Source organism: Suicoccus acidiformans (genome assembly GCF_003546865.1).
Lineage (GTDB): Bacteria > Bacillota > Bacilli > Lactobacillales > Aerococcaceae > Suicoccus > Suicoccus acidiformans.
Window position 1 is genome coordinate 1283057 of record NZ_CP023434.1, and the last position, 24096, is coordinate 1307152.

The window sequence follows — 24096 nt, forward strand, 5'->3', positions numbered from 1 at the left end:
CACCTCAGTTATTTACTTCCAGTGGCTTCTTGCGCAAACGCGCAATGTAAAAGCCGTCCGTCCCGAATTGTTGCGGCCAGACGCGAATATCGCCTGCTTCGGTCAACACTTCAGGTTTTAGCACTTCATCTGCTTGGATTTCAACTTTCTCCATCTTCGGATACTGCTCAAGGACATAGGCAACCCGCGCCTCATTCTCTTCTCGGGTCAAGGTGCACGTACTGTACACTAAATACCCACCCGGTTTTAAAAGCGTGACCATATGGTCTAAGAGTCGATCTTGCACTTTAGCTAAAGCGGTCACATCCGCTGGTGTTTTCGTGTATTTAATATCCGGTTTGCGGCGCATGAGCCCCAAGCCAGAACAAGGTGCATCTAAATATATTCTATCATAGAAGGCTTGTGAACTTCCATCCTTACTTGGTGTAAATTTACTCGCATCGCTGGCAAATAATTGAACATGGTCTAATAAATCCATACGTGCCAAGTTGTCGTGCACCTTCTGTAATTTGCGCTCGGAAATATCTAAAGCAGTCAATTCGCCTCCGGGTAATAGACTGGCAATATGGGTCGCCTTCCCACCAGGGGCACTGCAGGCATCCAGAACCCGTTCATTGCCATGAAGCTGGCCCAAAGGGGCTACCAATTGGCTGGATTCATCTTGAATGGTCAGTTGGCCTTGGCTAAAGGCGGCTGATTCCACAATATTGCCCGAAAGTACCCGAATACCTACTGGCGAAAGCTCACTGGCAGAGACTTGGTAGCCCTCTGCCTTTAAATCCTGCATGACCTGCTCGCGGTCCGCCGGCGTCCCCTTGACCCTCGCTGAGACAAAAGGTGTCTGCAGCAGACTTTCCAAGAGCCTTTCGACTTCTGCTTGGCTAAATTGCGCCAAGAGCGCGTCAACAATCCAAGGTTGAATGCTGTACTGAATACTCAAACGCTCAGTCGTATCCGTTAAATCGGCTAAAGAGCGCAAGGGTGTCCGGAAGAAATTCCGTAAAACCCCATTGACGAAATTTCCCAAAGCGCGGTGGCCATTTAATTTCGCAATGTCCACGGCTTCCGCAACAATCGCATGGTCGGGAATTCGGTCGAGGTAAACTTTTTGGAAGATGCTCATCCGAAGAAGGGATTCTACCCATGGCTCCACCTTACGTCCCGCGATAAAGGGCTGCAAGTAAAAATCTAAGGTATAACGCCTTTGTAAGACGCCATAAAGGAGCTGCACTAATAAGCGGTTATCAGCCTCATTGAGAGGCGATTGGGCGAGAAATTCATCGACGAGGACATTAGCGTAAGCTTGCTTATACTCCACGGCATAAATCATTTGCAAAGCATGCCAACGCACCTTGCCCTGTAAGGCTTGCTTGGCCCGTTCTTTAAGCTTCATGCGTATCTCCTTGCATTGGCAATTCAAAAACTTGGCCAAGCCAATCGGCTTCTTTCAGGCCATTGCGCGCTTGGGCAACAGTCATACGTTTCTTGCCACTTTCTTGCCAATCCGTAATCGCAAATTGACTGCCTGCACCTGCTTGAACAATTAGGGCAGTATCAGTGAGGGCTAAGACTTCCCCCACCTCGCCTGACTGGTCCATAGCCTGTTCGCCTGTGACTGCTTCGCCGGCCCAGACTTTCAAGCGCTTGTCATCTATCCGTGTGTAAGTGCCTGGAGCGGGACGAAAGGCGCGCACATGATTGGCAATTTCGGTAGCAGTTTGTGACCAATCGATTTGTTCTTGGGCCCGGGTGAGTGTGGGCGAGAAGACAACGTCAGATTCTGCTTGCGCCCAAGCATTAACTTCGCCGGCAAATAATTGCGGTAAGGTTTCCAGCAGCAAATCCCGGCCAATATCAGCTAAACGCTCGAAAAGCGTGCCTGAATCATCACTTGGCAGAATGGGAGTCGCTGCTTGAGCGAGAATATTTCCAGCATCCATTTGCTTGGTCATATAAATGAGTGAGATGCCTGTTTCCTTGTCTCCATTCCAAACCGCATATTGAATCGGAGCCCCCCCGCGGTATTTCGGCAAGAGCGAGGCATGGACATTAATCGCTGAATATCCCGGTGCTTCAATAAGTCGGCTGGGGATGAACTGGCCATAAGCTGCGGTCACAATTAGGTCTGCTCCTAGGGCAATGAGTTCGTCTACTTCCTTGGAACCGCTAATTTTCTCAGGTTGATAGACAGGTAAATCATGCTCCAAGGCTAATTCCTTCACGGGTGAAGGCGTGAGCACTCTTTTGCGTCCTACGGGACGGTCAGGCTGGGTGACTACCGCTAGCACTTCGTAAGGGCTTGACAGAAGTCCTGAAAGAATTGTAGCAGCAAATTGGGGGGTTCCCATAAAGATAATTTTTTCCATACGCGCCTCCTAAATAAATTGTAAGGGATTGTGATCGATACTAATATAGACACCTTGCTTGGCATCCTCTTGAATCTTGGCAAAAACTTCTTGAACGCCGGCATGAATGGCGTCTTTTTGCTTGTATTTCAGTAGTAATTGGTAATAATAATGGTCGTTAATCCGGGCAATCGCTCCTTGGCTGGGGCCAAGAATATGCAGTTGGTCATTGGCTAGCCATTCGGGTCGGGCCAGCTGAGTTTTAATATCATAAATCCGGCGCATGGCCTTGCCCTGGTGCTTGCTTTTGACCGTAATCAAACTCGTGTAGTAATAAGGCGGGTAATTGGTGAGATGACGCCTTTGCATTTCACTGTAGAAGAAGCCTTCATAGTTATGGTCTTTAACTAGCTGCATGACGTAGTGATCCGGGTTATAGGTTTGAATAATAACTTCCCCTGGAAATTCGCCCCGGCCTGCCCGGCCACTGACTTGGGTTAAGAGCTGGAAAGTCTTCTCGCCAGCGCGAAAATCGGGAATACTTAAGGAAGTATCCGCATTAATTACCCCAACCAAAGTCACCTTCTCAAAGTCCAAGCCTTTCGCAATCATCTGCGTTCCTAGAAGAATATCCGCTTCCCCTCGGCCAAATGTATCCAATAACTTCCGGTGCTGACCTTTACGTCGGGTAGTATCATTGTCCATCCGCACCACGCTTGCCTCAGGGAAGAGTTCCTGCAAGGTCTCGGCAATCCGCTGGGTCCCCATCCCTTGGGTACGTAAATAATGACTCTGGCAATTGGGACAAGTGCTTGGGACGCCTTGATGATAGTCACAATAGTGGCACTTCAACTGATGCTCTGCCTTATGATAGGTTAAGGAAATATCACAGCGGGGACATTGCATCACATGGCCACATTCCCGGCAGAGAATACTGCTAGCATAACCGCGTCGATTTAACATTAAGACCACTTGTTCTTGCTTAGCTAAGCGCTCTTGAATCGCCGCTTGCAGTCTAGGCGAGAACTCATTCAAAGTTTCTTGAACCGCCACCTGGGTCATATCCACGATTTCAATAGGCGGCAAAGGCCGTTGATTCACTCGTTGCGTCAAGCGAAGCAATTCATAATTCCCCACTTCCCCGCGCGCACGCGATTCAATAGAAGGCGTGGCACTTGCTAGCACCAAAGGCGCTTGATGGTATTTAGCCCGCCATTTCGCAACATCTAATGCATGGTAGCGGGGATTATCCGATTGCTTATAGGTCGTCTCATGTTCCTCATCAATAATAATCAAGCCAATATTCGCCAACGGGGCAAAAATTGAGGACCGTGCCCCCACGACAATGGATGCATCTCCGTTAATAATGCGGCGCCACTCATCATATTTCTCCGCAACCGATAAGCCCGAATGTAAGACTGCCACCCCTTTTTCGAAGCGTCCCGTCACCCGGCCCACCATCTGCGGGGTTAAGGCAATCTCAGGCACTAGTAGAATCGCGGTTTGTCCTAATTGTCGCACCCTTTCCATTAATTGCAAGTAAATCTCCGTCTTGCCACTGCCTGTGACCCCTTCAATGAGGAAGGTCTTCGGCTCATGGTTTTCAATAGCCGGCAAAATCGCCTGGTAAGCGGCAGCTTGTTCCTCCGTTAAGGGACGGGCTTGGGTTTTATGCAGAGTTTGCTCGGCGAGCGGATCGCGGTAAACTTCTTGCTGGGCGAGTTCTAACCAGCCCTTTTCAGCCATTGTCTTCAACGTACTGCGACTGACCGCCGTTGCTTCTAGCACTTGCTTACTGGCCAAGGGTAGTTCTGCCGCATGCTCAAGTAAATAGGACAAGAGGTCCCTTTGCTTGTGGCTACGGCCATCAAGGCCTGCGAGCGCCTCCTCAAGGACGTCAACCGGCTGGGCGAGTTGAATGGTTTCGATATATTTTTTGCGAGCTTGATTAAGGACTCGGTACTCTACTTCAATAATTCCGGCATCTAACAATTGCTTAATTTGCCCGGCTGACAATTTAGCTTCAAGGCTTTCCCGCGGGATGGTCTCGAAAATTTCGCTACTTAATCGCCAATCAGCTAGTTGGCTTTGGTAGGCGGCTGAGTCAAGTAACTTAAACACCGTCTCATACTTCACCTTCAACATACTCGGCAGCATGGCTGAGAGAACGGTTATATGGAAGGTCTGCAGCTCCTCGGTCATATCATAGCTCAGCTCAATTAACTCCTCATTGAGGAAAGACTGATAATCCAACAAACGCGTAATAGGCCGGATTTTCCCAGCTAAGGCGGGATCAATCTTTGGTAGAAATTTCACCACAATGCCCATTAATTGCCGCGAGCCAAAAGGAACTTCAACCCGCATGCCAATGTCAATCGAAAATTGATAGTTTTCGGGCACTTCATACGTAAAGGGCCGATTAACCTGAGCTGCTGGGATATCTACAATCACTTCCGCAAACATTCAAACCCTCCTTTTATCGTGATAAATTACTAGCAATTCACAAAAAATACTATGTTCCCCAGCTGGCTTGGAACATAGTATCCATGGTTAGTCTTCTTGAATATATAATTTCTCAGCAACGACTTCTTCCAAAGCCTGGCCAACAGGTTTAACAGATTTATAAGCATCTAATTTAAAATCTTTATAGGCTTGGATTTCATGAGCACGCTTACTTGCCAACAAAATTAAGCTATAAGTCGATGGCTCTTTCTCGTTTAATTTATCAATGGATGGATAAAGTAACATATTTAATCAATCTCCTCTTGAAAATATTGGTGAATTTGTCCTTTTATTTTATCAACAACCCGGTCAACTTTCAAATGTTCCGTTTGAATAATCATATTAACCTGATCGACCGCTCGGTTGACGTCTTCATTGATGACGACATAATCATAATGTTGCATCATATCAATCTCTTCGCGGGCTTTCTGCATACGCTCAATGATAACACTTTCCGAATCAGTCCCGCGGTTGGTAATCCGCTTCTCTAGCTCAGATAAACTCGGTGGCGCCAAGAAGATAAAGACACCCTCTGGCATCTTCTCGCGAACTTTCATCGCGCCTTGGACTTCAATTTCTAGGAAAACATCCTTGCCAGAATCTAAGGTTTTTTGAATCATTGCTAAAGGGGTGCCATAGTAATTATTGACATATTCTGCATACTCAAGCAAGGTATTATCGGCAATATAGCCTTCAAATTCTTCCCGACTGACAAAGTAATAATCTACTCCGTCCACTTCCCCTTCACGCATTTGACGCGTTGTAGCGGAAATCGAATATACATAATGATAAGGATTCTCCTTAAAAATTGCTTCGCGTACAGTCCCCTTACCCACACCCGATGGTCCGGATAAGACAATTAATAACCCTTTTGTATCTGACATTGCCAACCTCCATAAATCATATTTGCTAGAAGCCTTACTTTGCTAACTATCATAACACACTTTCCTAAATACTGGAACCAAGCTATCATTAGAAAGTTTCTAATTATTTAATGTGGGCAGCATATATCTACTTATTCAAAATTAAAGGCGCAATTTATGCAATCTAACTTTAGTATATCTGAAGCTGGCAAAAAAGGACTGCGCCGCTTCCGACGTGTGAAGAGCTGAAGCTAGTGCCTCCCTTCGCTAAGCGCACGCTTCCAGCTGCACTATGTTTGTAATCTCGCTCACATTCCGTGAGAAACAAGTCCGACGGAATAAATTCGTTAAAAAATTCCGTGGGAAAGCAATCCCACGGAATAAAATTGTGGCAAAATTTCATGGGGAGCGCTTCCGACGGAATTCTACGTGAAAATCCTTCCGTGGGAACACGCTCCCACGGAATCCAAATAGAAACGACGTTAGTTTAATAGGACATTCGCCTCAATTCGTCCGCACAGTTCACAGCGTATTCAGATTGCCAAAAGCGAAGGTTCGCTTTTGGCTTCCTATAATTACTTTATAAGGAAGTCACGATTGGGGCCATGACGAAACCGTATTTGTATCCGTGATGTTAGCCACTTAAATACGACAGAAAACTCAACTTATCGGTTCTGTTCAAACGATTTGGCGCTAAAATTCCGTGGGAAAGCAATCCCACGGAATAATATTGTGGCAAAATTTCGTGGAGACCGCTTCCGACGGAATTCTACGTGAAAATCCTTCCGTGGAAACACGCTCCCGCGGAATCCAGCAACAAATTTCAGCACACCCAAAGCAGTTCGCCCACTCTAAAGCAAACACCCCTCAAGCTACCTGGCAAATTTACTAGGAGCTTGAGGGGCGTTTATTAAATATACGCAATCTTTTATATAAACCCAGAAAAAGCGTAAAGTCCGTTAGTCCATATCTTTCACTTTCATCATACGGGTTATGGATGAACGTTCGGCTTCTTCCAGCTTCATCTCGATGAAGTAAATCGTCTCTTCCAATTCAGGGATGGTGCGGTATTCCAGTGCATTGACCCGGCGACGCGTTTTTTCAATTTCATCTGCCATTAGCTGACACGTTTTCTCCACTTCGGCCAGTTCCAGCAGATCGTCCACTGAGCCTTGAATGGCGTTCAGCGCATCATCCATGCCGCTATTGGAAGCAACGTAGCTGTATTCGACGTCACTTTTGTCGTTGCGGTCTTCGATGTCGGTAAACATCTTTGGAACGCGTACGCTCATGATGTTGTCTTGTTCAATCCGTAAGTTAATCGATTTCGATGGAATTGCAAAAAGCTCCTCCACTTGTTGATTGCTTTCCAAAGACTTGGCTAAGACGAAGTCCTGCATGACTTCAACGAGCTGCTTTTCGACGCGTTGGCGCAGTTCATTGTTATAGCGAATGAGATCAATAAACTGGCGCATCAGTTCGTCTTGCTTGTCTTTTAGGAGCTTGTGGCCCCGGGAAGCAAGGCTCAGCCGGTCACGTAAACGGCTCAGTTCACCCCGGGTTGGTTTGACATTTAATTTTGCCATGGGATCACTCCTTGTTCGGCAAGAATTCGTCAATCATCTCGTCTTTAATCCGCTTCAATTCGGTGCGTGGCAGAATGTCGAGTAGGTCCCAAGCTAAATCGATTGTCTCATCAATGGTTCGATTCGTTTGGAAGCTTTGGTTGACATATTCTTCTTCGAAACGTTCTGCGAATTCCAAGTACTGCTTATCAATTGCCGATAAGGCAGCTTCCCCTAGGACTGCAGACAATTCCTTAGCTTCTTTCCCTTGGGCGTAAGCTGCAAAGACTTGGTTCATGGTCGGTTCGTGGTCTTTACGTGTTTTTCCTTCACCAATGCCATCGTCTTTCAAACGAGATAAGGACGGTAAGACATCAATTGGCGGCTCGTAGCTATTATTGTACAAGTCACGCGATAAGATGATTTGCCCTTCGGTAATATAACCGGTTAAGTCAGGAATTGGGTGGGTAATATCTTCTTCAGGCATGGTCAGGATAGGCAACTGGGTCACCGAACCGTTCTTGCCTTCAATACGGCCAGCGCGTTCATAAATATAAGCTAAGTCCGTATAAAGGTAACCTGGGTAACCCCGTCGACCGGGTACTTCCCGGCGGGCAGCGGAAACTTCCCGCAAGGCTTCACAGTAGTTTGTAATGTCCGTCATAATGACCAAGACGTGCATGCCCTTCTCAAAGGCTAGATATTCAGCGGTCGTCAAGGCAATCTTCGGTGTGGCCAAGCGTTCAATCGACGGATCATCGGCTAAATTGATAAATAGAACCGAGCGGTCTAAGGCACCCGAGTTGCGGAGCTCATTCTGGAAGTAGTCTGCTTCTTCAAAGGTTACCCCCATGGCAGCGAAGACTACCGCAAAGTTGTCATCAGAATTAGGCACCGTTGCCTGGCGGGCAATTTGAGCGGCCAATTCCTTATGGGGCAAGCCTGAAGCGGAGAAGATCGGTAATTTTTGTCCCCGCACTAAGGTGTTCAAGTGGTCAATGGTTGAGATTCCCGTTTGAATAAATTCATCCGGATACTTCCGCGCAACCGGATTGATGGCTTCCCCTTCAATCGGTAATTCCTTCTCTGGCAAAATAGCTGGCCCACCGTCAATCACCTCACCCATACCGCTGAAGACACGGCCAACCATATCTTCTGACACACCAATATGTTGCGGCCGACCGGTAAAGCGAACTTTGGTATTCTTTAAATTAATCCCGCCAGAACCTTCGAATAATTGGACGGTGGCGATGTCACCACTAATTTCCAGTACTTGACCTTGGCGGACTTCACCCGTTTGTAATTCTACTTGCACGAGTTCGTTATACTTAGCGCCTTCTACGCCTTCCACCATCATCAAAGGACCTTCGACTTGATTGGCTGTGCGGTATTCTCGAATTTGTACCATTTATCGCCCACCTCCACTTTGTAAAATTTGGCGAATGGTTAAGTCAATTTCCCGTTTGAGGGCTTCGATTTCACCTAGACGCTCTTCTTCGATAAATTTACTACGGGCTATTCGGTCACGCAGTTGGACCGTTCCTTCCATAATATCATCTAAATAGGCTCCATAATCTAAGGCTTCGTTGGCCTTTTCATGGAAGTAGAGAATATTTGTTAGCATGGCGGTCTGCTTTTTGAACGAGGTGTAGGTGTCGACATCGTCATAGGCATTCTGCTGTAAGTAATCCTCACGGAGCATGCGCGCGGTATTCATTGTAATGCGGTCGCGGTCGGATAATGACTCAATCCCGACAAGGCGCACAATCTCTTCCAATTCACTTTCGGTTTGTAGAATGGACATCGCTGCATTGACATGTTTGGACCATTCCACTTCGTATTTCTGATCAATATAGCGATTTAGTTCACTCTCGTATAAGGAATACGATTCTAACCAGTTAATTGCTGGGAAGTGACGCCGTCTTGAAAGACTGGCATCTAAACCCCAGAAGACTTTCACGACCCGTAGGGTGTTCTGGGTAACCGGCTCGGACGTATCCCCGCCTGGCGGTGATACGGCACTGATGGCCGTCACAGAGCCGTAGCGGTCTTCATCTTGACCAAGGGTCTGGACTTTACCCGAACGCTCGTAATATTCTGCTAAACGACTGCCCAGATAAGCCGGATACCCTTCATCTCCCGGCATCTCTTCCAAGCGGCCAGACATTTCCCGTAAGGCTTCGGCCCAGCGTGAAGTCGAATCCGCCATGATGGCCACGGAATAGCCCATATCTCGGTAGTATTCAGCAATGGTAATTCCTGTGTAAATGGAAGCTTCCCGGGCTGCTACTGGCATATTGGACGTATTGGCGATGAGAATTGTCCGCTCCATTAAAGATTCTCCCGTATTCGGGTCAATCAATTTAGGGAATTCATCCAATACTTCTGTCATCTCATTTCCCCGCTCACCACAGCCAACATAGACGACAATATCCACATTGGAATACTTGGCGACTTGGTGCTGGATAACGGTTTTGCCGGCCCCGAAAGGTCCTGGAATGGCCGCTGCCCCTCCTTGACTGACAGGGAAGAAGGTATCAATGACCCGTTGTCCCGTAATTAAAGGTTCATTGGGGGCGACTTTCTTCCGATAGGGACGGCCATCACGAACAGGCCACTTCTGTACCATAGTCCCTTGAAAGGTTTCACCGTTGGCGAGTTCCATTTCATAGACTACATCATGAACGGTAAAGTCACCAGTTGTAATCTGAGTCAAGGTTCCTTCATAGCCATAGGGCACCATGATCCGGTGTTCTACTGTCTTTGTCTCATCGACCACTCCCACAATATCACCGGCTTTGACATAATCACCAACGGCTTTGCGGGCTTGGAAAGTCCACATTTTCTCACTATCTAGAACGGGAACTTGCACGCCCCGTTCTAAATAATCAGATGCTGTCTTCTCCATAAATGTTGCGAGGGGTCTTTGGATGCCGTCAAACATTTGGGACATCAGACCTGGCCCTAATTCAACCGATAAAGGCTCCCCGGTTGATTTAACAGGTTCGCCCGGGCCAATCCCTCCGGTTTCTTCGTATACTTGAATGGAGGCAACATCTCCATTCATTTGAATAATTTCTCCGATTAGACCAATCTCACCGACCCGGCAGACATCGCGAATATTCGCATCTTCCATGCCGGAAGCTTCTACGAGTGGTCCGGAGACTTTCGTAATCATTCCTTGCTTCAACGCATTCCCTCCTTGTAATAAGTGAAGTTTGAAACTTTTATGTCTTGTGTATCTAAGGCTGTTGTTTCTACGGTATTTTGCTGGCAAGTCTTATTTTAAACCCTACAGTATATCGGCTCCTACCGCTTTTTCAACGTTCTCTTGTACCCGTCTCATGCCAATATTTGTCTGGCCTTTATGGGTAGGGATTAAAATCACAGCTGGCGTAATTTGACTATCATAGTGGCGAATCACATCGGGAATCTCCTTAGCGAAATCTTCCGTCAAGTAAATAATGCCATAATTATCACCGGCTAAGTCATCAATAACTTCATGGGCTTCTTCACCGGTATTAACGGCGTACACATCAAAGCCAATCATACGAAATGGCAGAATCGCATCCCGGTTCCCAACGACGCCAATTTTAAATCCTTTCGCCATATATCGGTCGCATCCTCTCTCTGACACCTTCCATCGATAAATCATTCGCCCGGCCCGTCAGAATTAAGCGTAAATTCTTCACTTCCATCTCGCGGCCATAGAGATAGCGAATAATATGAATCGGACCTGCACCACTCAGTCTGGCATCAGCCATATATTGATGCAAGTACATTTCAGCAATATTCTCTAACTGACGTGCGGTAAAATTCTTCGCGGTCATACTTTCTAAGTAATTGCGTATAGTCAGATCAAATTTAAGCTGATTTGCCCGGTCAAACCACTGGGCCAAACGGCCTTGGCGGACAATATCAATCATGGTTCGAATATCCGTTGCCCCTTGATCACTCATCATCTCGTACATAAAGCTGTTCGGTTTCCCCTGCTTCAGGGCCCGCATGCCGGTAATGGCATTGTAAAAGTCGATTTCCATATCAATGACATGCTTCACCTTCGGATCATTGAAATATCCCTTCAAATGATGTAAATAATCGAAATAAGCCATATCCATCCCAACATCAATCACTTCCGTATCTTCATAAGACTGATACTCTTCCCAGGTACTTTGAACATTCTGGACAATGCTGGCATCGATAATCGAGGATTCCATTGTCTGGGCTAAGTGAAAGAGTTCTTGGGTTGAATAAGGACCGATGGGGATAATTAAGTGATCTAAATCCAAGTCGGTGGCGACAATTTTCATTTGAACTTTCAAATTGTGGAACATATATTTCGAAGCGGTCACATCTGCTGCATATTGATTCGGACTGTTAGCATAAATCAGGCGGTATTCCTTTGCTAATTCGCGCATCAACTCCGCTTCAATGGCATCGGGATCGTTAAGATCCGCCTCTTCAAGATGATAGTCTGATTCCTCGAGCATGCGCACAATTTGTGCACTCGACTCAGCTTGCATTAAGGCTTCATAATCTTCATGGCCTAAGAAATTCTGTTCGCGCACACTAATAAAGGTTTGCGTCGAGGCATAATCTTGAGCGCTCATATGAATCGCCTCCTATTCTCTCGGGCCGAAAATTTCTTGCGCAAGTTTCTGGCTTAACGGACCTTGGACATGTTCCACCATCCGCGAATATAAGTAATTGTAGTCAATTTTATCACTACTGATGATAAAACCACCTTCGCCTGCAAGTAAATCACGGCTAAAATCTGCTTGAGGATGCAAGCCTTCTAAATAGTTATAAGTTTCATCATTGAAGTGTCGGCCTGTCTTCTCACCGAAATGCACTTGCACCGGCTCTTGAGTAAAGGCTTGCATCGTCTGGTTGAAAAAGTCAATCTGCTCATGAATATCGCTGGTCTCCATTTGCAGAACGGCTTCATTAAATAAAGCTTGTAAGAGTTCTTGCTTGCTGGCCAGAGAGCTTTGACGTTTCTGGTTATTAATTTGTTGAATTTGCTGGTCATGTTCATCTTTCAATTGCTTCAAACGAACCTCTTTCTGGGCTTGTTTATCTGCCCGCAACTTGGCTAAATCTTGTTCGTATTGTGCTTGGATTTTGGCAGTTTCACGCTCGAGCCACAGCTTGCCACGTTCTTCTACTTGTTGCATGACCGATTGCTTTAAATTAGTTAATTCACTCATCAATCGTCATCCTTTCTATGTAAATTCACTGACACTAGGATGATTAAATAAGCAAGAAGGAAATAACAAAGGCAAGAATAGCATACATCTCAACCATGGACGCCATAATAATCCCACGGCTATTCTCTTCAGGACGTTTGGCCAAGATTGCCATGGACGCTTCGGCCACGTCGGCTTGGTAAGTTGCTGTACCGTACCCAACAAAGGCAATCGGCAAGGATGCGACAAATAAGCTAACACCGGTTACTAAATCCATCCCCACTTCCATTTGTTGCATAATCAAGAAGCCGATAACGAAACCGTATAGGCCTTGCGAAGCAGGCATCAGTTGTAAAATCAAGGCTTGGGCAAATTTCTCTGGCTCTTCCTTAATTAATGCAGCTGCTGCCACCCCGACGCGACCGACGCCCCGTCCGGAAGAAATTCCGTTTAAAGCGACGGCTAAGACAACACCGAGTCCAGCAAAGAAATAACCTCCAAAGTCACTAAAATAACTTGCAATATATTCCATAAAACTAATCCTCCATTATCTCATGATTTTGTATTTCAACATACTTCTCTTCAACTTGTAAAGGTTTAAATGGCTTACCATTGCCTGTATAGAACTTCCCAAAGAACTCCACAAAAATCAAACGCAAACTGTGGACCGCTCCCGTTAAGACAGACAGGAACATATTAAAGAGATGTAAAGCGATAAAGATTAACACGCCAAGTGTAAAGCGGGCTACCCCAGGTAATTCTGAGACAATTAAGTTAAAGGCTGCCCCAATACTTAAACCAGATAAACCAAGCGCCATTAAGCGGGCGTAACTAATAATATCACCAAAGTAACTTACCCCATTAATCAAGCCTAATAGACCGTTACCAAGCCCAGCAATACTGCCGGCTTCTACAATATAAGCGATTACCATGGCAATCATACTGATTGCTCCAATCCATCCGGCTAAGGTTAATAAGAAACTTAAACTCTCGAAAGCCATTCCGAGCACCGCTAGGACAATCGCGAAGATGACCGCTATCCAAACGACCCCTTCCGCCACTGCTATAGCATTGTTGCCCCGCTTATGTTGCAAGTACACATTTAAGGCAAAGGCTATTGCCATGTGTACTAAACCAATGGCTACCGATATACCTAGCACTTCAATGACTTGATTTTGTAAATCAATCAGCTGCATCCACTCAATCGTATAGCCGAAGAAGGAGCCATAAATTGCACCCCAAAGCATAACGGACCAAGAGAGGATATTGACCAACTTCACATTCTCATAAGTCCCCTCATCAAAGTTAAAGAACAACATCGGTATGAGGGTGGCAATAAATAAGATTAAGCCATAACCCAAATCCGCCAACATCATCCCAAAGAATACCGTAAAGAATGGCATAACATAAGGGGTCGGATCGACTTCATTGTAATGAGGCGTTCCATACATGGTCACCAAGTTCTCAAAGGGACGAACCAACCAATTATTCTTCAGTTTCGTCGGAATCTCATCTTGTTCATCTTCGCGAATATCGGTCTTGCGAATGACCAGTTCTTCCCCGAAACGATTCTGTAAATCGTGAATAAAGCGATCTTCGTTCTCTTTCTCAATCCAACCTTGAATCACCATCAAGTGATTGGAACGCGCAACCATTACCTTAGCCTGCTCCCGTTCACTTAAATTGGACACATATTCATATTGAAGTTTCAATTCATCCAGCAACTCTTGGGAATCTTTCAGTTCCGCCAAGATCAGCTTGCGACTTTCTTTACTCTGCTCAATGACTTCATCATATTCATCCAACAATTCCTTCGGTAATTTATTGGATGAATAGTTTAATGGCACGAATTGATATTCACGCAATTCTTGTAAGAGCTCACGATTCTCCGGATCCTTCAAAAAGACAATAATGCCATAATCATTCTCATCAACAAAGACCATTTCATACTCTAATTCATCGTTTTCTTTAATGAAATGGAAGAACTGATCTTCATTGGTACTCGGAATCCGACCAATCACACCCCGAACAAAAGAAAAGCGCCGCAATTCATTGGGAGTAATCTCAAGTTTGCGCCACGGACTTAATTCATCATATTTCTCACGGTATGATTCAATACGTTCTTCTAAGACATCTATTTGGCTTGTTAAGTATTTAACCCGCTCAACAATCTCTGCTTCCTCGAAGGCTTGCCCATGAAATTCAATTTGCCTGAAGCTTACCTTCGGTTTTCCTTTACGCATGCGCTCCATAAAGGAAGGCTTCGGCACATAATTCTCAACGAGTTCTATTGCTCGTTCGATTTCATATTTACGTTCATCCAATTCTGCCATGACACTGCGGTCAACTTGATCCAAGTCGACATCATCGACATAGGCCTCGATAACATCATGCACTTCATCCGTCAGATTGATCTTATTGCGCACATCATTCAAGTCAATCACTTGCATCTGCTGCAAACCTTGCACTTGGGCCAGAAGCTCATCAATATATTGATTCGGTGCCAAAATCGTTAATTTGCCCATTTGGCTAATTGCCATATAAATTCACCACCTCTTCTACAATCGCCTGTACAATCGTATCTTTATTATCGGTCAAAGCTTGATTCGTTCGCGCTTTATAAGACGCGATGGTCGCTTCTAAATCAGCCTGGGCTTCTGCCACTGCCGCTTGATAGGCTGTCTCCTGCTCATTTATTATACGGACAGTCTCGCGGTCCAGCGCTTCCCGCTCTTCTTGTAAGCTATCTTGGTAGGTTTGTTCTATCTCACCAATTTGATCTTGGTAGCTTTTCTGGATGAGTTTCGCCTCATCCTCAATTCCTTTAATTACTTGCAAAGTTGACTTAGCCATCAAAACACCCCCTTTAATTTACGTTACAAAAGAATTATAACAAAAGAATAACCTTTTTTAAAATAAAAGATTGTCAGATTACAAAAAATAGAAAAAAATAACAATAAATTTACCGAGAAAAATTTTTAGGTTGACATTTAGAACGAGTGTTCGTATACTGTAGATGTACAAACAACTGTTCGGGAATTTTACATAGGAGGGCTTACATGGAATTACCAATTTATTCAACTACCAGTGCACTGTTTCAACGTATTTCAACTTGGGTCGATCCTTTTCTAGAAGACACCCCAGAGCAAGCCAAAGCTTACATCATGCCACTTTACCACGTAGAACAAACCTTACACCACCACTATGTTAAGCAAACACCTGTCAAGGTCACTTATGAGTACTACAATCAAGCCGGACGCATGGTCACCGACCAAGTTAACTGCCTTGTGCATACCACTGTCGACATGGAGCGGCGAATTATCCTCAACGAATTGGATAGTCAGCGCACCTTTATTTTACCCATCGAACAAATTTTGCGGGTGGAAGCCAGTTAGAATATTTTATTTTTTTGACCTAGACTATCCTAAAGTTGTAGCAATTTTAATCATAAACACAATAAAATCGAAGCCCCCTACCTATTTGGTGGTGGCTTCGATTTTATTAATCATTTAGTAAACTGGACGTTTCGCGACGGGTTAAGTATTTCGTGCGCTTTGGAATAATTAAGCTGGCCTTCGATTGTGCCATGAGGCATAAGACGCCTGCACTCACCAGGGCCGATAAGACGGCACTGACCCAGAAGCTCACGTCTTGGATACCGATTGGACTCGGTGCGTCCAGAACCAAGGGAATGAGCCAGAAGCGTAGCAGATGCCATACCAGACTCACAAGGACCGACGCTGTTGTAATGTTCAAGTAGGTTGAAGATAGGCGTTTATTGTTCAAGGTACGCTGGGTATTTCTGGCGAATAGTCCTGCCAGCGCCACAAACAGAATCGGGAAGCTACCGTAGACAACCGCATCGACCCAATAGTCTGGGCGGCTGATGAGAAACTTTAAGACCCCACCGGCTACAAAGCCAGCTAAAAGCGTTGGATAAGGTCCGTGTCTTAAGGCTAGCCAAATTAAGCTGACCAGGAATAGACCTCGGGTATAATCACTGAAACTTGCCACATAGCCAATCGCAATGGCTAGTACAACGGCGATTAGCCAATCCAGTAATAATCTTTGCGTTCGCTTATTCATGGTCTCCTCCTATGCTTGCTTTCTAGATTTTTTGCGGCGATTTTGTTTGCCTTTAGACTGTTTATGCTGGTTTGACGGATTCTGGTCCGGTTGGTAGCTGGAGGCTTCCATAATAATCGGTAGAATTACCGGACGACGCTGGGTTTCTTTGAAGAGATACTTGCCGAGTTTCTCGCGTAAGTCGTTCTTCAAGTCACCCCAATCGAATTGCTTGCTAGCCAAATGCTCTTCTAAGACATCGAGGGTAATATCGGAACATACTTGAATTAAATCAATGCTAGTCTTCATATAGACAAAGCCACGGGACGTAATTTGCGGCCCAACTAAGACTTTGCCCAAGCGGCGGGAAATTGTCGCCACCACAATGAAAATACCGTCTTCACTGAGAATGCGGCGGTCACGCAGCACCACGTTGCCAATGTCGCCCACGCCGGATCCGTCAACTAGGACATCGCCTGCTTGAATGGTAGCTGTCATGGTCATTTTGTTGTTTTTGTATTCAATGACATCGCCAATATTTGCTCGGAAAATTTGGTTCGGATGGTAGCCAATTTCTTCGGCGACATCGGCGTGTGCTGCCAGCATGCGACTTTCGCCGTTGACTGGGATGAGGTAGGTTGGCTTTAAGAAGTTCAACATAAATTTCAAATCATCTTGGCTGGCATGACCAGAAACCTTATGATTCTCGTTAATCGTGCGGGTTTCAGCCTTTGCCCGGTAAACCAAGTCCTTCGTCTTAGCCATGGCAGTTTCCATAGCTGTTGAAGGTGTAGTAGCCATATAGACGAAATCGCCTTCTTTTAAGTTGGCTTTCGGATGATGTCCCGTTGCCATCGCATTTAAGCCTTGAATCGGTTCGCCAACCCCGCCCGTTTGCAGAATGATAACTTCATCATCATGGGTATCGTTTAATCGGTCACTTTTGCCAATTACATCCCGGCTTGGTAGCTGGATTTTGTCCAATTTAATAGCTAAGTCAATAATATCCGTCAAATCATCATCGGCAAAAAAGATTTGGCGCTGAGTCTTATGAGCTACTTCTAATAATTGTTGAATGCGCGAAATATTGCTGGCAATCGCTGCAACGACTACCCGCCCTTTGGCATTCATGAAAATGCTCTCCATATCTTTGATAATGGTCGAATCACTGACCGAACGAATCGGGCTCTCAGCGTCCGCCGAATCACTCAAGAGAGCCAAGACGCCCTCTTTGCCTAATTCAATTAAGCGGTCATAATCCGTTTGGTAAAGTTCGCTAGCACTTGGATCGAGTTTAAAGTCACCCGTGTAGACAACATTCCCTTCCGGCGTATGGACGACAATCCCTACAGAATCCGGAATGGTATGGGTTGTCCGAAAGAAGGACACCGTCGCGTCCTCAAATTCAATTTCAGTATCGGCATCAACCTTATAGAATTGATCCAGGCGGTCAGTTAGCCCCTGCTTCTTTGCAGAAAGCTTCGCCAACTCAATCGTCAACTCAGTCCCAAAAACAGGTACATCAATAATATCCAATAAGTAAGGCAAGCCACCGATGGCATCATCATGTCCGTGGGTTAGGAAGACCCCTTGCACCCGGTCACGATTCTCCTCAACATATGTAAAATCAGGAATAATTGCATCGATACCTAGCATGGACTCTTCAGGAAAGACTAGTCCGCAGTCCAGAATAAAGATGGAATCATTCACCTCAATGACGTACATATTTTTGCCCTCTTCGCGTACGCCTCCTAGAGGGATAATTTTGACTGTATTCATATAACACCTCTCATTAATTTATTTAAACTGTAAAATGTCTTTCTCATTATAGCATACTCTCACTAAATTCCATAAATAATTATGAAAGTACCATCCCGCACCATCCAAAAAATGAAAAAAAGGAGCCCATCGGCCCCTTTCTAATAGTGAAAACTCAAGGTATTCTGACTGAGTGCTTCATCGTAACAAGCTTCGACACGTTCCGCAAAAGCTTCGCTAGAATAGGTCTCCATGGCGAAACGTTGAGCGTTGGTACCCAGTTCCTTAAGATGGCCCGGGTTGGTTGCCAGGGCTTGGAAGGCTTGTTCGAACTCAGAGAAATTGCGGTACTGATAGCCGGTCCAGCCGTCCACCACAATGGCGTCGATTACCGGATCTTCCCGGCAAATAACGGGCGTACCCGATGCTAAACTTTCAATATAAGTCAGCCCTTGGGTTTCACTCGTGGAGGCTGTCAAGAAGACATCCGCTAATTGATAGTATATCCCAACTTGATCGGCGGAAATTTGTCCAGCAAAGGTCACTCGTTGGCTTAAGCTCGCTGCCTGGACTTGCGCTTCTAAACAGTCGCGGTCGGGGCCATTCCCGACAATCAGGAAATGAAAATTCGGTTGCTTCATTTGCTGGATGTATGCCAGCAATTCGTGAATATTCTTTTCTTTCGCTAAGCGTCCGAGATAAAGGGCAATAAATGTGTCCTCAGGGATACCTAGACTTTGCTTCAAGCAATGAATATCGTCAAGGCTGGCTTGCTGTTGAAATTGATTGAGTTGAATGCCTGAGGGGATAATATGAATAGGTGCATGCACCTGGTATGAAAGTAATAAGTTCGCTACTTTCTCAGACGGCACAATCACTTGATCAACACGATTTAAAAGGATTTTGGTAGCTTGGGCGACCATTCGCTTGCCAATTCGCGGACTTGATGTGAAGTAATGAGTATAGTCTTCATAGACAGTGTGATAGGTATGAATATGGCTTGCCCCTAAATCTGAGTGTAAATGCCTAGCGACCCGGAAAGTTGAGAACTCATTCTGCGTATGAATGATATCCGGCCCCCAGTTCAGAATATCTAAATACAAGGCAAGGTCCGGGTGAATATTCACCCGAGCACCCGGATAAATAAAAGGAACCCTGTAAGAAGACAAGTAATAGACTCCCTGGGTACTATCGTAACTTGTCTTAGAACCTAAGGTCAGAATTCGGACTTCATGCCCTTTCTGCTCTAAACCGTATTTCAAACTTTTCACACTGGTAATGACCCCGTTGACGATGGGGTCATATAATTCTGTCAAAAGTAAAATCTTCATCTTCATAGCCTCCCTAAAGGTTAGATGAGTGTTTCATATATAGCTTGGTAAGCTTGGCCAATCTGGGATAAGTCCCTCGCCTCAGCGACGTGATAGGCTTGCTCGGTTAAATCAGCTAATTCGCCCACTGCCAAGGCTTCAATCTTCTCTTGGAATTCATCCACATTCGCTGCCTTATGTACATTATACCCGTCTTCTAACCAATTTGAAAAGACCGGAATATCACGCACAATAAAAGGACAGCGTGACGCACAGGCTTCGATGGCGGGAATCCCTTCGGTTTCTTCAAATGTTGGCATTATAAAGACATCACACGCCTGCATGGCTAAGCGAATAATAGCATTGTCCACATAGCCCGCAAAATATAAATTACTTGGCGCTTCCTGGATAGCTTGTTTGACATGATGCGGAATTATATTGGCATTGGTGTCGCCAAACCAAATAAATTTATACTGAGGCAAGCGCTCAGCCAGGGCAATAAAATCTAATATCCCCTTACGTTCAATTAAAAGGCCAATCCCCATAATAATAAAGTCTTGGGCTTCGTAGCCATAAGTTACCCGAAACTTATCCCGGGCCTGGGGAATGGGCTGAAAGTCCTGTAAGTCAACGCCATTAGATACAGCATAAATAGGTTGCTTTAAGCCATAACCTTCCAGTAAGGCTTTAGCATAAGGCGTAGGTGTAATAATGGCGTCAGCTTGACCGTAACAATGCGTAATCCACCGCTTAAAAGCTGAGGCAAAGGTATTAGATCCAATAAAGGAGTTTCTAAAATCTTCCTCCGTGGAATGGGCATGGTAGACAACCGGTAGCCCTTTTAGGCGGCACTTTCGAACAAGTTGATAAGAGGCTAGGAAATAGGTATTAATATGTAATAAGTCATAGGCAGACGAGCGATCCAAGGTGTAGTCTATACCTGCCTGAGTTAAAGCGCGTTCTTGGTGTTTAATCGCCTTGCCAAGGCCTGATTGACTCAGGAGAGACTCTCCTTCACTGTATAATAAGACTTTCATACCAGGCCTCCTTGCAGAATTTGAACGATGAACTCGATGGCTAAGACTGAGAACTTAGTATAAAGCCATAAGGAAATAGGTTTCCCTATGAAAAGAATCCAAAGAAACTGCTTCCAGGGCATCTGAGAGACGCCCGCCAACATACAAAGAATATCCGCCGGTGCAAAGGGCACAATCATTCCGCACGTAAATATTCGGTGGAACATCGGTCGATCTAGTAAAGGCACATAACGCTGATACTTATCTTCACCCAATAAAACCCACAGAAAGCGCCTACCGTAATGCCGACATAATACAAAAGCCGTGACCGAACCGACTAAAATCGCAAACAAATTCAACAGAAAGCCATTCAGTGCTCCGAAGACAATTTCCCCAGCGGGAATCGTTAATGCCCCGGGCATAATTGGGATCACCGTCTGTAAGAATTGTATAATAACAAAAATTATTGGTCCGTAAATGCCTGCTGATTGCAAGAAATCTTCCATTGCTTGTTGATCCGTCAGTAAGCCCATTTGATAAGCTTTCACAGATAAGTAAATTGTCAGGCCAATTCCGATAAGCCCAAAGACATTTAAAAGCTGATGAGTCAGCTGGTCTCCCCGTGTCGGTGTATACATTCCCTTCACCCCTATCATCTCTTTACTTTTCTTTTATCATAGAAGAATCTGGCGAAATAATCTAGGGGCTTTAGTCTGATTTAGCTAAAAATCACAAATAAAGCACAAATATTCAGTTACGCCAAAAACCTTACGAATGGTTCCCATTCAAAGCCATGAGAGAAACCAATTAACCGTTCACAATATATAGGTGATACAAATCCGATTTTTATAGGGGTTTTGCCGACCCCCGTCCCAAAAACTGGATGAGGGCTTTATTCTTGCGATAAGTCAAATACGTCAAAGAACATGAAAATAAAATTTCAAAATTTAATGAGCCCTCTATCATCTAATATTATCAAGAGAGGTGCATTATCATGAAAGTTATGATTGAAGTGTGTTATGGTATAGACGTTCATCAGAAAAGTAATACGTGTTGTAAACTCGATGGACCTTTAGATACCAATAAACCAAAGAAAAATGTGCGTACATTTGGTACACGTACTTGCGATTTAAACAATGCCGCGAGTAGCTAGAAGAAAACCACGTATCTAATGTATTCATGGAGAGTACAGGTCAGTATTGGATACCCGTCTTCAACATCTTAGCAGATGGATCCTTTAGCCAAGCCTTAGCCAATTCTCTGTATATTAAGAACGTTCCTAGTAGGAAACCAGATGTCAAAGATGCTGAATGGATTGCCAGCTTGGGCGATGTGACTTAGTTAAACATTCGTAATTCCATCGCTTGAAGTGATGGAATTACGGTATCTAACCAGACATCGGAAATCTTATAGCCAAAAGCTCACATAGATTAAGAATGAAATCCCAATTATTCTAGAGCGCGCGAATATGAAAATCAAGAGTTATTTATCCGATGTCTTCTCTTTGACAGGCCAGAGCCTAATAGAGCTCTTCATCAATAGAGAAGCCATTACACTTGAACGTGTACAAGAATGTATGGATCTTCGCGTTAAAGCTTCTGCTGAAGACCTCACATTGGTCCTGGACGGAAAAAATGAGCACAACCGATCGAATGCTGTTAGATGATTCTTTAGACGAATATCGCTTCTATACAAAGAAGATTGCTCAAATTTCTAAAGAAATCGAAGCGTACATACTCAACCATTTCCCTGAAGAATACGATTTGCTAATGATAATACCAGGCATGAAAGCTATTGGTGCAGTCGTTATTCTAGGTGAAATCGGTCCAGACGTTGATGCATTCGCATCAGCAGCGAAGTTAGCTTCATGGGAGGTCTAGCCCCTGAATCTTACGAAAGTGCTGGCAAGAACCGTTCAAGGCGTACAACAAGAGGGAATAAATACATTAAGTCAATACTGGTCATGGCTGGTGGCTTAGCTGGGCGATCAAAATATCCTGTCTTTTGTCTCTTTACTATCGAATATCCAATAAAGGATTCCAGATGAAGGCCGTCGTTACTTGTGGTCATAAAATGATTCGAATTATCTATAAGGTATTATTGGAGAAAATTCATTATGACAAAGAAAAAAACATTAGGGCTCCGGCAAAAGCACCTAATGCAGGACGCTTAACATATAATTAATTACATGTTTGCATTTATATTATACCACAGGTGCTGATTTTTTGCGCTCTTTTTGGTTAATTAGTTTCAAATAAAACGCAAAAGAAACCTAAAAATAATTGTCACATTGCACATTTCAATAAAAATGTTGTCCGAATTGTTGAATGAGCAAATTGTCGTTTTTTCAATATTGCCTGAGTTAGTAAATTGCATTTTTATGTGATATTTGTTTATCATATGTAAATTATGCTATACTCCGGGTTTGTTTTAGTCTATACTATAGCTATTACTTTCAAAGGAGGGGAATATGAAAGAGAAACCACGCAATATACTTATTGCAACGATTGGAATCATCTTGACGCTTATCATCTCACTTACAGTCTTTTGGTTACTGAATGTCACTGGCACAGGGGAATCGTCAAGGGCTGAGGCTAGTGTAGAGACGGAGGCTGAGCAAGAAGAAGTGATGAGTGATACGAGCGAAGACCATGAAGCAAGTCTATCCCAGCAAGATTCGACAGTTGATTCGGGAGAGAATGCGTTAAATTATGCTGACGTATCATTGGAAGAAGCTTTAGGGAGCTTTAACTTCAATCATCCTGAACGATTCGCGGATATTCGAAAAGTTGCCATGAACACCTATGGGGACAATCCTTTACAGCATCAAGCGGAAATTATGCAAGTCTTGGAAGATAAGAACTTGATGTACTATAACTTCGGCTTTGCCTTCTTACCAGATAATCCAGCCCAATATACTGAGATTGCTGATAGTGGCCAGCAATTAGATGTGCCATTGCAACTGCAATCGGATCCACGATGGATGCGGGATGCTTATGGTGATGAGGGTGAAAAGATGCGTCAGGCAGGCTGTGCACTCGTTTCCTTGGCCATGGTGCATTCTTATTTGGAAGAATCTGAAGTCCTTGCCTCTGATGTGCTTGAATGGAGCGGGATGGACTATTGGATGGAAATGGAAGGAACATCTTGGCAAATTTTCCAAGATTATGCGGATGATCATCATTGGCACGTGACAAATCACGCGGATGATTTCTACAGCGCCATGGACGCAATCCCAAAAGGTGAAGTAGTAATTGCCTCAGTCAATCCGGGACACATCACTCCTGTGGGGCATATTCTAGTCATCCGTGGCTATGATCCAGTGAATGAATTGGTTTATATCAATGACCCGAACGATGATCCGAAGAATATGTACTCCTTACAAGGCTTACCTGAGTATATCTTCTTAGAAGATGCCATTAACTTCTGGTCTTTTGGTAAGTAATTAAAGATAACTAAAAGCAAAAGGATCAAATAAGCCGC

At 44.7% G+C, this 24096-nt stretch carries 21 protein-coding genes and 2 pseudogenes; 4 read left to right on the plus strand and 19 right to left on the minus strand.

Going from position 1 to position 24096, the window contains the following annotated elements; all coding sequences use genetic code 11:
- Positions 1–4 precede the first annotated feature (4 nt).
- The 14 genes from rsmB to CL176_RS06160 all read right to left on the minus strand — a co-directional run bounded on the left by rsmB (position 5) and on the right by CL176_RS06160 (position 15317).
- Positions 5–1393 (minus strand): 16S rRNA (cytosine(967)-C(5))-methyltransferase RsmB, encoded by a 1389-nt coding sequence (gene rsmB, locus CL176_RS06095; protein WP_118990497.1) that lies wholly within the window; start codon positions 1391–1393, stop codon positions 5–7.
- Positions 1383–2366 carry a methionyl-tRNA formyltransferase gene (gene fmt / locus CL176_RS06100; RefSeq protein WP_118990498.1) on the minus strand — a complete coding sequence of 328 codons (984 nt, stop codon included), beginning with the start codon at positions 2364–2366 and terminating at the stop codon, positions 1383–1385. The genes rsmB and fmt overlap by 11 nt, the downstream gene beginning before the upstream one ends.
- 9 nt (positions 2367–2375) lie before the next feature.
- Positions 2376–4808 carry a primosomal protein N' gene (gene priA, locus CL176_RS06105; RefSeq protein ID WP_118990499.1) on the minus strand — a complete coding sequence of 811 codons (2433 nt, stop codon included), beginning with the start codon at positions 4806–4808 and terminating at the stop codon, positions 2376–2378.
- 87 nt (positions 4809–4895) lie between these two features.
- Positions 4896–5093 (minus strand): DNA-directed RNA polymerase subunit omega, encoded by a 198-nt coding sequence (gene rpoZ, locus CL176_RS06110; RefSeq protein WP_118990500.1) that lies wholly within the window; start codon positions 5091–5093, stop codon positions 4896–4898.
- Positions 5094–5095: 2 nt separating this feature from the next.
- Positions 5096–5731 carry a guanylate kinase gene (gene gmk, locus CL176_RS06115; RefSeq protein WP_118990501.1) on the minus strand — a complete coding sequence of 212 codons (636 nt, stop codon included), beginning with the start codon at positions 5729–5731 and terminating at the stop codon, positions 5096–5098.
- Between the two features lie 938 nt (positions 5732–6669).
- A complete protein-coding gene (locus tag CL176_RS06120; protein WP_118990502.1) occupies positions 6670–7296 on the minus strand; it encodes a V-type ATP synthase subunit D in 627 nt (208 codons plus the stop codon).
- A 4-nt stretch (positions 7297–7300) separates the two neighbouring features.
- Positions 7301–8683, minus strand: a complete 1383-nt coding sequence (locus CL176_RS06125; protein WP_118990503.1) for a V-type ATP synthase subunit B — start codon at positions 8681–8683, stop codon at positions 7301–7303.
- Positions 8684–10465 (minus strand): V-type ATP synthase subunit A, encoded by a 1782-nt coding sequence (locus CL176_RS06130; protein WP_162890854.1) that lies wholly within the window; start codon positions 10463–10465, stop codon positions 8684–8686.
- Positions 10466–10567: 102 nt separating this feature from the next.
- Positions 10568–10885, minus strand: coding sequence for a V-type ATP synthase subunit F (locus CL176_RS06135; RefSeq protein WP_118990504.1), 318 nt, complete (start codon positions 10883–10885; stop codon positions 10568–10570).
- Entirely contained in the window at positions 10869–11885 is a 1017-nt protein-coding gene (locus CL176_RS06140) for a V-type ATPase subunit (RefSeq protein WP_118990505.1), read from the minus strand. The genes CL176_RS06135 and CL176_RS06140 overlap by 17 nt, the downstream gene beginning before the upstream one ends.
- 12 nt (positions 11886–11897) lie before the next feature.
- Positions 11898–12485, minus strand: a complete 588-nt coding sequence (locus tag CL176_RS06145; RefSeq protein ID WP_118990506.1) for a hypothetical protein — start codon at positions 12483–12485, stop codon at positions 11898–11900.
- A 43-nt stretch (positions 12486–12528) separates the two neighbouring features.
- A complete protein-coding gene (locus tag CL176_RS06150) occupies positions 12529–12996 on the minus strand; it encodes a V-type ATP synthase subunit K (protein WP_118990507.1) in 468 nt (155 codons plus the stop codon).
- Positions 12997–13000: 4 nt separating this feature from the next.
- Entirely contained in the window at positions 13001–15004 is a 2004-nt protein-coding gene (locus CL176_RS06155; RefSeq protein WP_118990508.1) for a V-type ATP synthase subunit I, read from the minus strand.
- A complete protein-coding gene (locus CL176_RS06160) occupies positions 14994–15317 on the minus strand; it encodes a hypothetical protein (RefSeq protein ID WP_118990509.1) in 324 nt (107 codons plus the stop codon). Before CL176_RS06160 ends, CL176_RS06155 begins: the two co-directional genes overlap by 11 nt.
- Before the next feature lie 206 nt (positions 15318–15523).
- On the opposite strand from CL176_RS06160, the gene CL176_RS06165 reads away from it, so the two are divergent.
- Positions 15524–15859, plus strand: a complete 336-nt coding sequence (locus CL176_RS06165; RefSeq protein ID WP_118990510.1) for a hypothetical protein — start codon at positions 15524–15526, stop codon at positions 15857–15859.
- Positions 15860–15965: 106 nt separating this feature from the next.
- Here CL176_RS06165 and CL176_RS06170 read toward each other — a convergent pair whose 3' ends face one another.
- From CL176_RS06170 to CL176_RS06190, 5 genes are all read right to left on the minus strand, one after another.
- Positions 15966–16550, minus strand: a complete 585-nt coding sequence (locus CL176_RS06170; RefSeq protein ID WP_118990511.1) for an energy-coupled thiamine transporter ThiT — start codon at positions 16548–16550, stop codon at positions 15966–15968.
- A gap of 9 nt (positions 16551–16559) precedes the next feature.
- Positions 16560–18308 (minus strand): ribonuclease J, encoded by a 1749-nt coding sequence (locus CL176_RS06175; protein WP_118990512.1) that lies wholly within the window; start codon positions 18306–18308, stop codon positions 16560–16562.
- A 140-nt stretch (positions 18309–18448) separates the two neighbouring features.
- Positions 18449–19618 (minus strand): glycosyltransferase, encoded by a 1170-nt coding sequence (locus CL176_RS06180; RefSeq protein ID WP_162890855.1) that lies wholly within the window; start codon positions 19616–19618, stop codon positions 18449–18451.
- A gap of 20 nt (positions 19619–19638) precedes the next feature.
- Positions 19639–20634, minus strand: a complete 996-nt coding sequence (locus tag CL176_RS06185) for an LTA glycolipid anchor biosynthesis glycosyltransferase, IagA/BgsA family (protein ID WP_118990514.1) — start codon at positions 20632–20634, stop codon at positions 19639–19641.
- Positions 20631–21251 (minus strand): TVP38/TMEM64 family protein, encoded by a 621-nt coding sequence (locus CL176_RS06190; protein WP_162890856.1) that lies wholly within the window; start codon positions 21249–21251, stop codon positions 20631–20633. The genes CL176_RS06185 and CL176_RS06190 overlap by 4 nt, the downstream gene beginning before the upstream one ends.
- A 532-nt stretch (positions 21252–21783) precedes the next feature.
- On the opposite strand from CL176_RS06190, the pseudogene CL176_RS13020 reads away from it, so the two are divergent.
- From CL176_RS13020 to CL176_RS06210, 3 genes and pseudogenes are all read left to right on the plus strand, one after another.
- A pseudogene (locus CL176_RS13020) lies at positions 21784–21954 on the plus strand (IS110 family transposase); the annotation flags it as partial.
- A gap of 443 nt (positions 21955–22397) precedes the next feature.
- A pseudogene (locus CL176_RS13025) lies at positions 22398–22660 on the plus strand (transposase).
- 423 nt (positions 22661–23083) lie between these two features.
- Positions 23084–24058: a C39 family peptidase gene (locus tag CL176_RS06210; protein ID WP_118990519.1), complete on the plus strand. Its 975-nt coding sequence runs from the start codon at positions 23084–23086 to the stop codon at positions 24056–24058.
- Positions 24059–24096: the final 38 nt, after the last annotated feature.

Coding starts and splice junctions, on each gene's coding strand:
- CL176_RS06160 (WP_118990509.1), bottom strand. CDS start 15,317: ATGGCTAAGTCAACTTTGCAAGTAATTAAAGGAATTGAGGATGAGGCG.
- CL176_RS06135 (WP_118990504.1), bottom strand. CDS start 10,885: ATGGCGAAAGGATTTAAAATTGGCGTCGTTGGGAACCGGGATGCGATT.
- CL176_RS06150 (WP_118990507.1), bottom strand. CDS start 12,996: ATGGAATATATTGCAAGTTATTTTAGTGACTTTGGAGGTTATTTCTTT.
- CL176_RS06180 (WP_162890855.1), bottom strand. CDS start 19,618: ATGAAGATTTTACTTTTGACAGAATTATATGACCCCATCGTCAACGGG.
- rsmB (WP_118990497.1), bottom strand. CDS start 1,393: ATGAAGCTTAAAGAACGGGCCAAGCAAGCCTTACAGGGCAAGGTGCGT.
- CL176_RS06185 (WP_118990514.1), bottom strand. CDS start 20,634: ATGAAAGTCTTATTATACAGTGAAGGAGAGTCTCTCCTGAGTCAATCA.
- CL176_RS06155 (WP_118990508.1), bottom strand. CDS start 15,004: ATGGCAATTAGCCAAATGGGCAAATTAACGATTTTGGCACCGAATCAA.
- CL176_RS06125 (WP_118990503.1), bottom strand. CDS start 8,683: ATGGTACAAATTCGAGAATACCGCACAGCCAATCAAGTCGAAGGTCCT.
- CL176_RS06120 (WP_118990502.1), bottom strand. CDS start 7,296: ATGGCAAAATTAAATGTCAAACCAACCCGGGGTGAACTGAGCCGTTTA.
- CL176_RS06190 (WP_162890856.1), bottom strand. CDS start 21,251: ATGTATACACCGACACGGGGAGACCAGCTGACTCATCAGCTTTTAAAT.
- rpoZ (WP_118990500.1), bottom strand. CDS start 5,093: ATGTTACTTTATCCATCCATTGATAAATTAAACGAGAAAGAGCCATCG.
- CL176_RS06140 (WP_118990505.1), bottom strand. CDS start 11,885: ATGAGCGCTCAAGATTATGCCTCGACGCAAACCTTTATTAGTGTGCGC.
- CL176_RS06210 (WP_118990519.1), top strand. CDS start 23,084: ATGAAAGAGAAACCACGCAATATACTTATTGCAACGATTGGAATCATC.
- priA (WP_118990499.1), bottom strand. CDS start 4,808: ATGTTTGCGGAAGTGATTGTAGATATCCCAGCAGCTCAGGTTAATCGG.
- CL176_RS06175 (WP_118990512.1), bottom strand. CDS start 18,308: ATGAATACAGTCAAAATTATCCCTCTAGGAGGCGTACGCGAAGAGGGC.
- CL176_RS06145 (WP_118990506.1), bottom strand. CDS start 12,485: ATGAGTGAATTAACTAATTTAAAGCAATCGGTCATGCAACAAGTAGAA.
- CL176_RS06165 (WP_118990510.1), top strand. CDS start 15,524: ATGGAATTACCAATTTATTCAACTACCAGTGCACTGTTTCAACGTATT.
- CL176_RS06170 (WP_118990511.1), bottom strand. CDS start 16,550: ATGAATAAGCGAACGCAAAGATTATTACTGGATTGGCTAATCGCCGTT.
- gmk (WP_118990501.1), bottom strand. CDS start 5,731: ATGTCAGATACAAAAGGGTTATTAATTGTCTTATCCGGACCATCGGGT.
- fmt (WP_118990498.1), bottom strand. CDS start 2,366: ATGGAAAAAATTATCTTTATGGGAACCCCCCAATTTGCTGCTACAATT.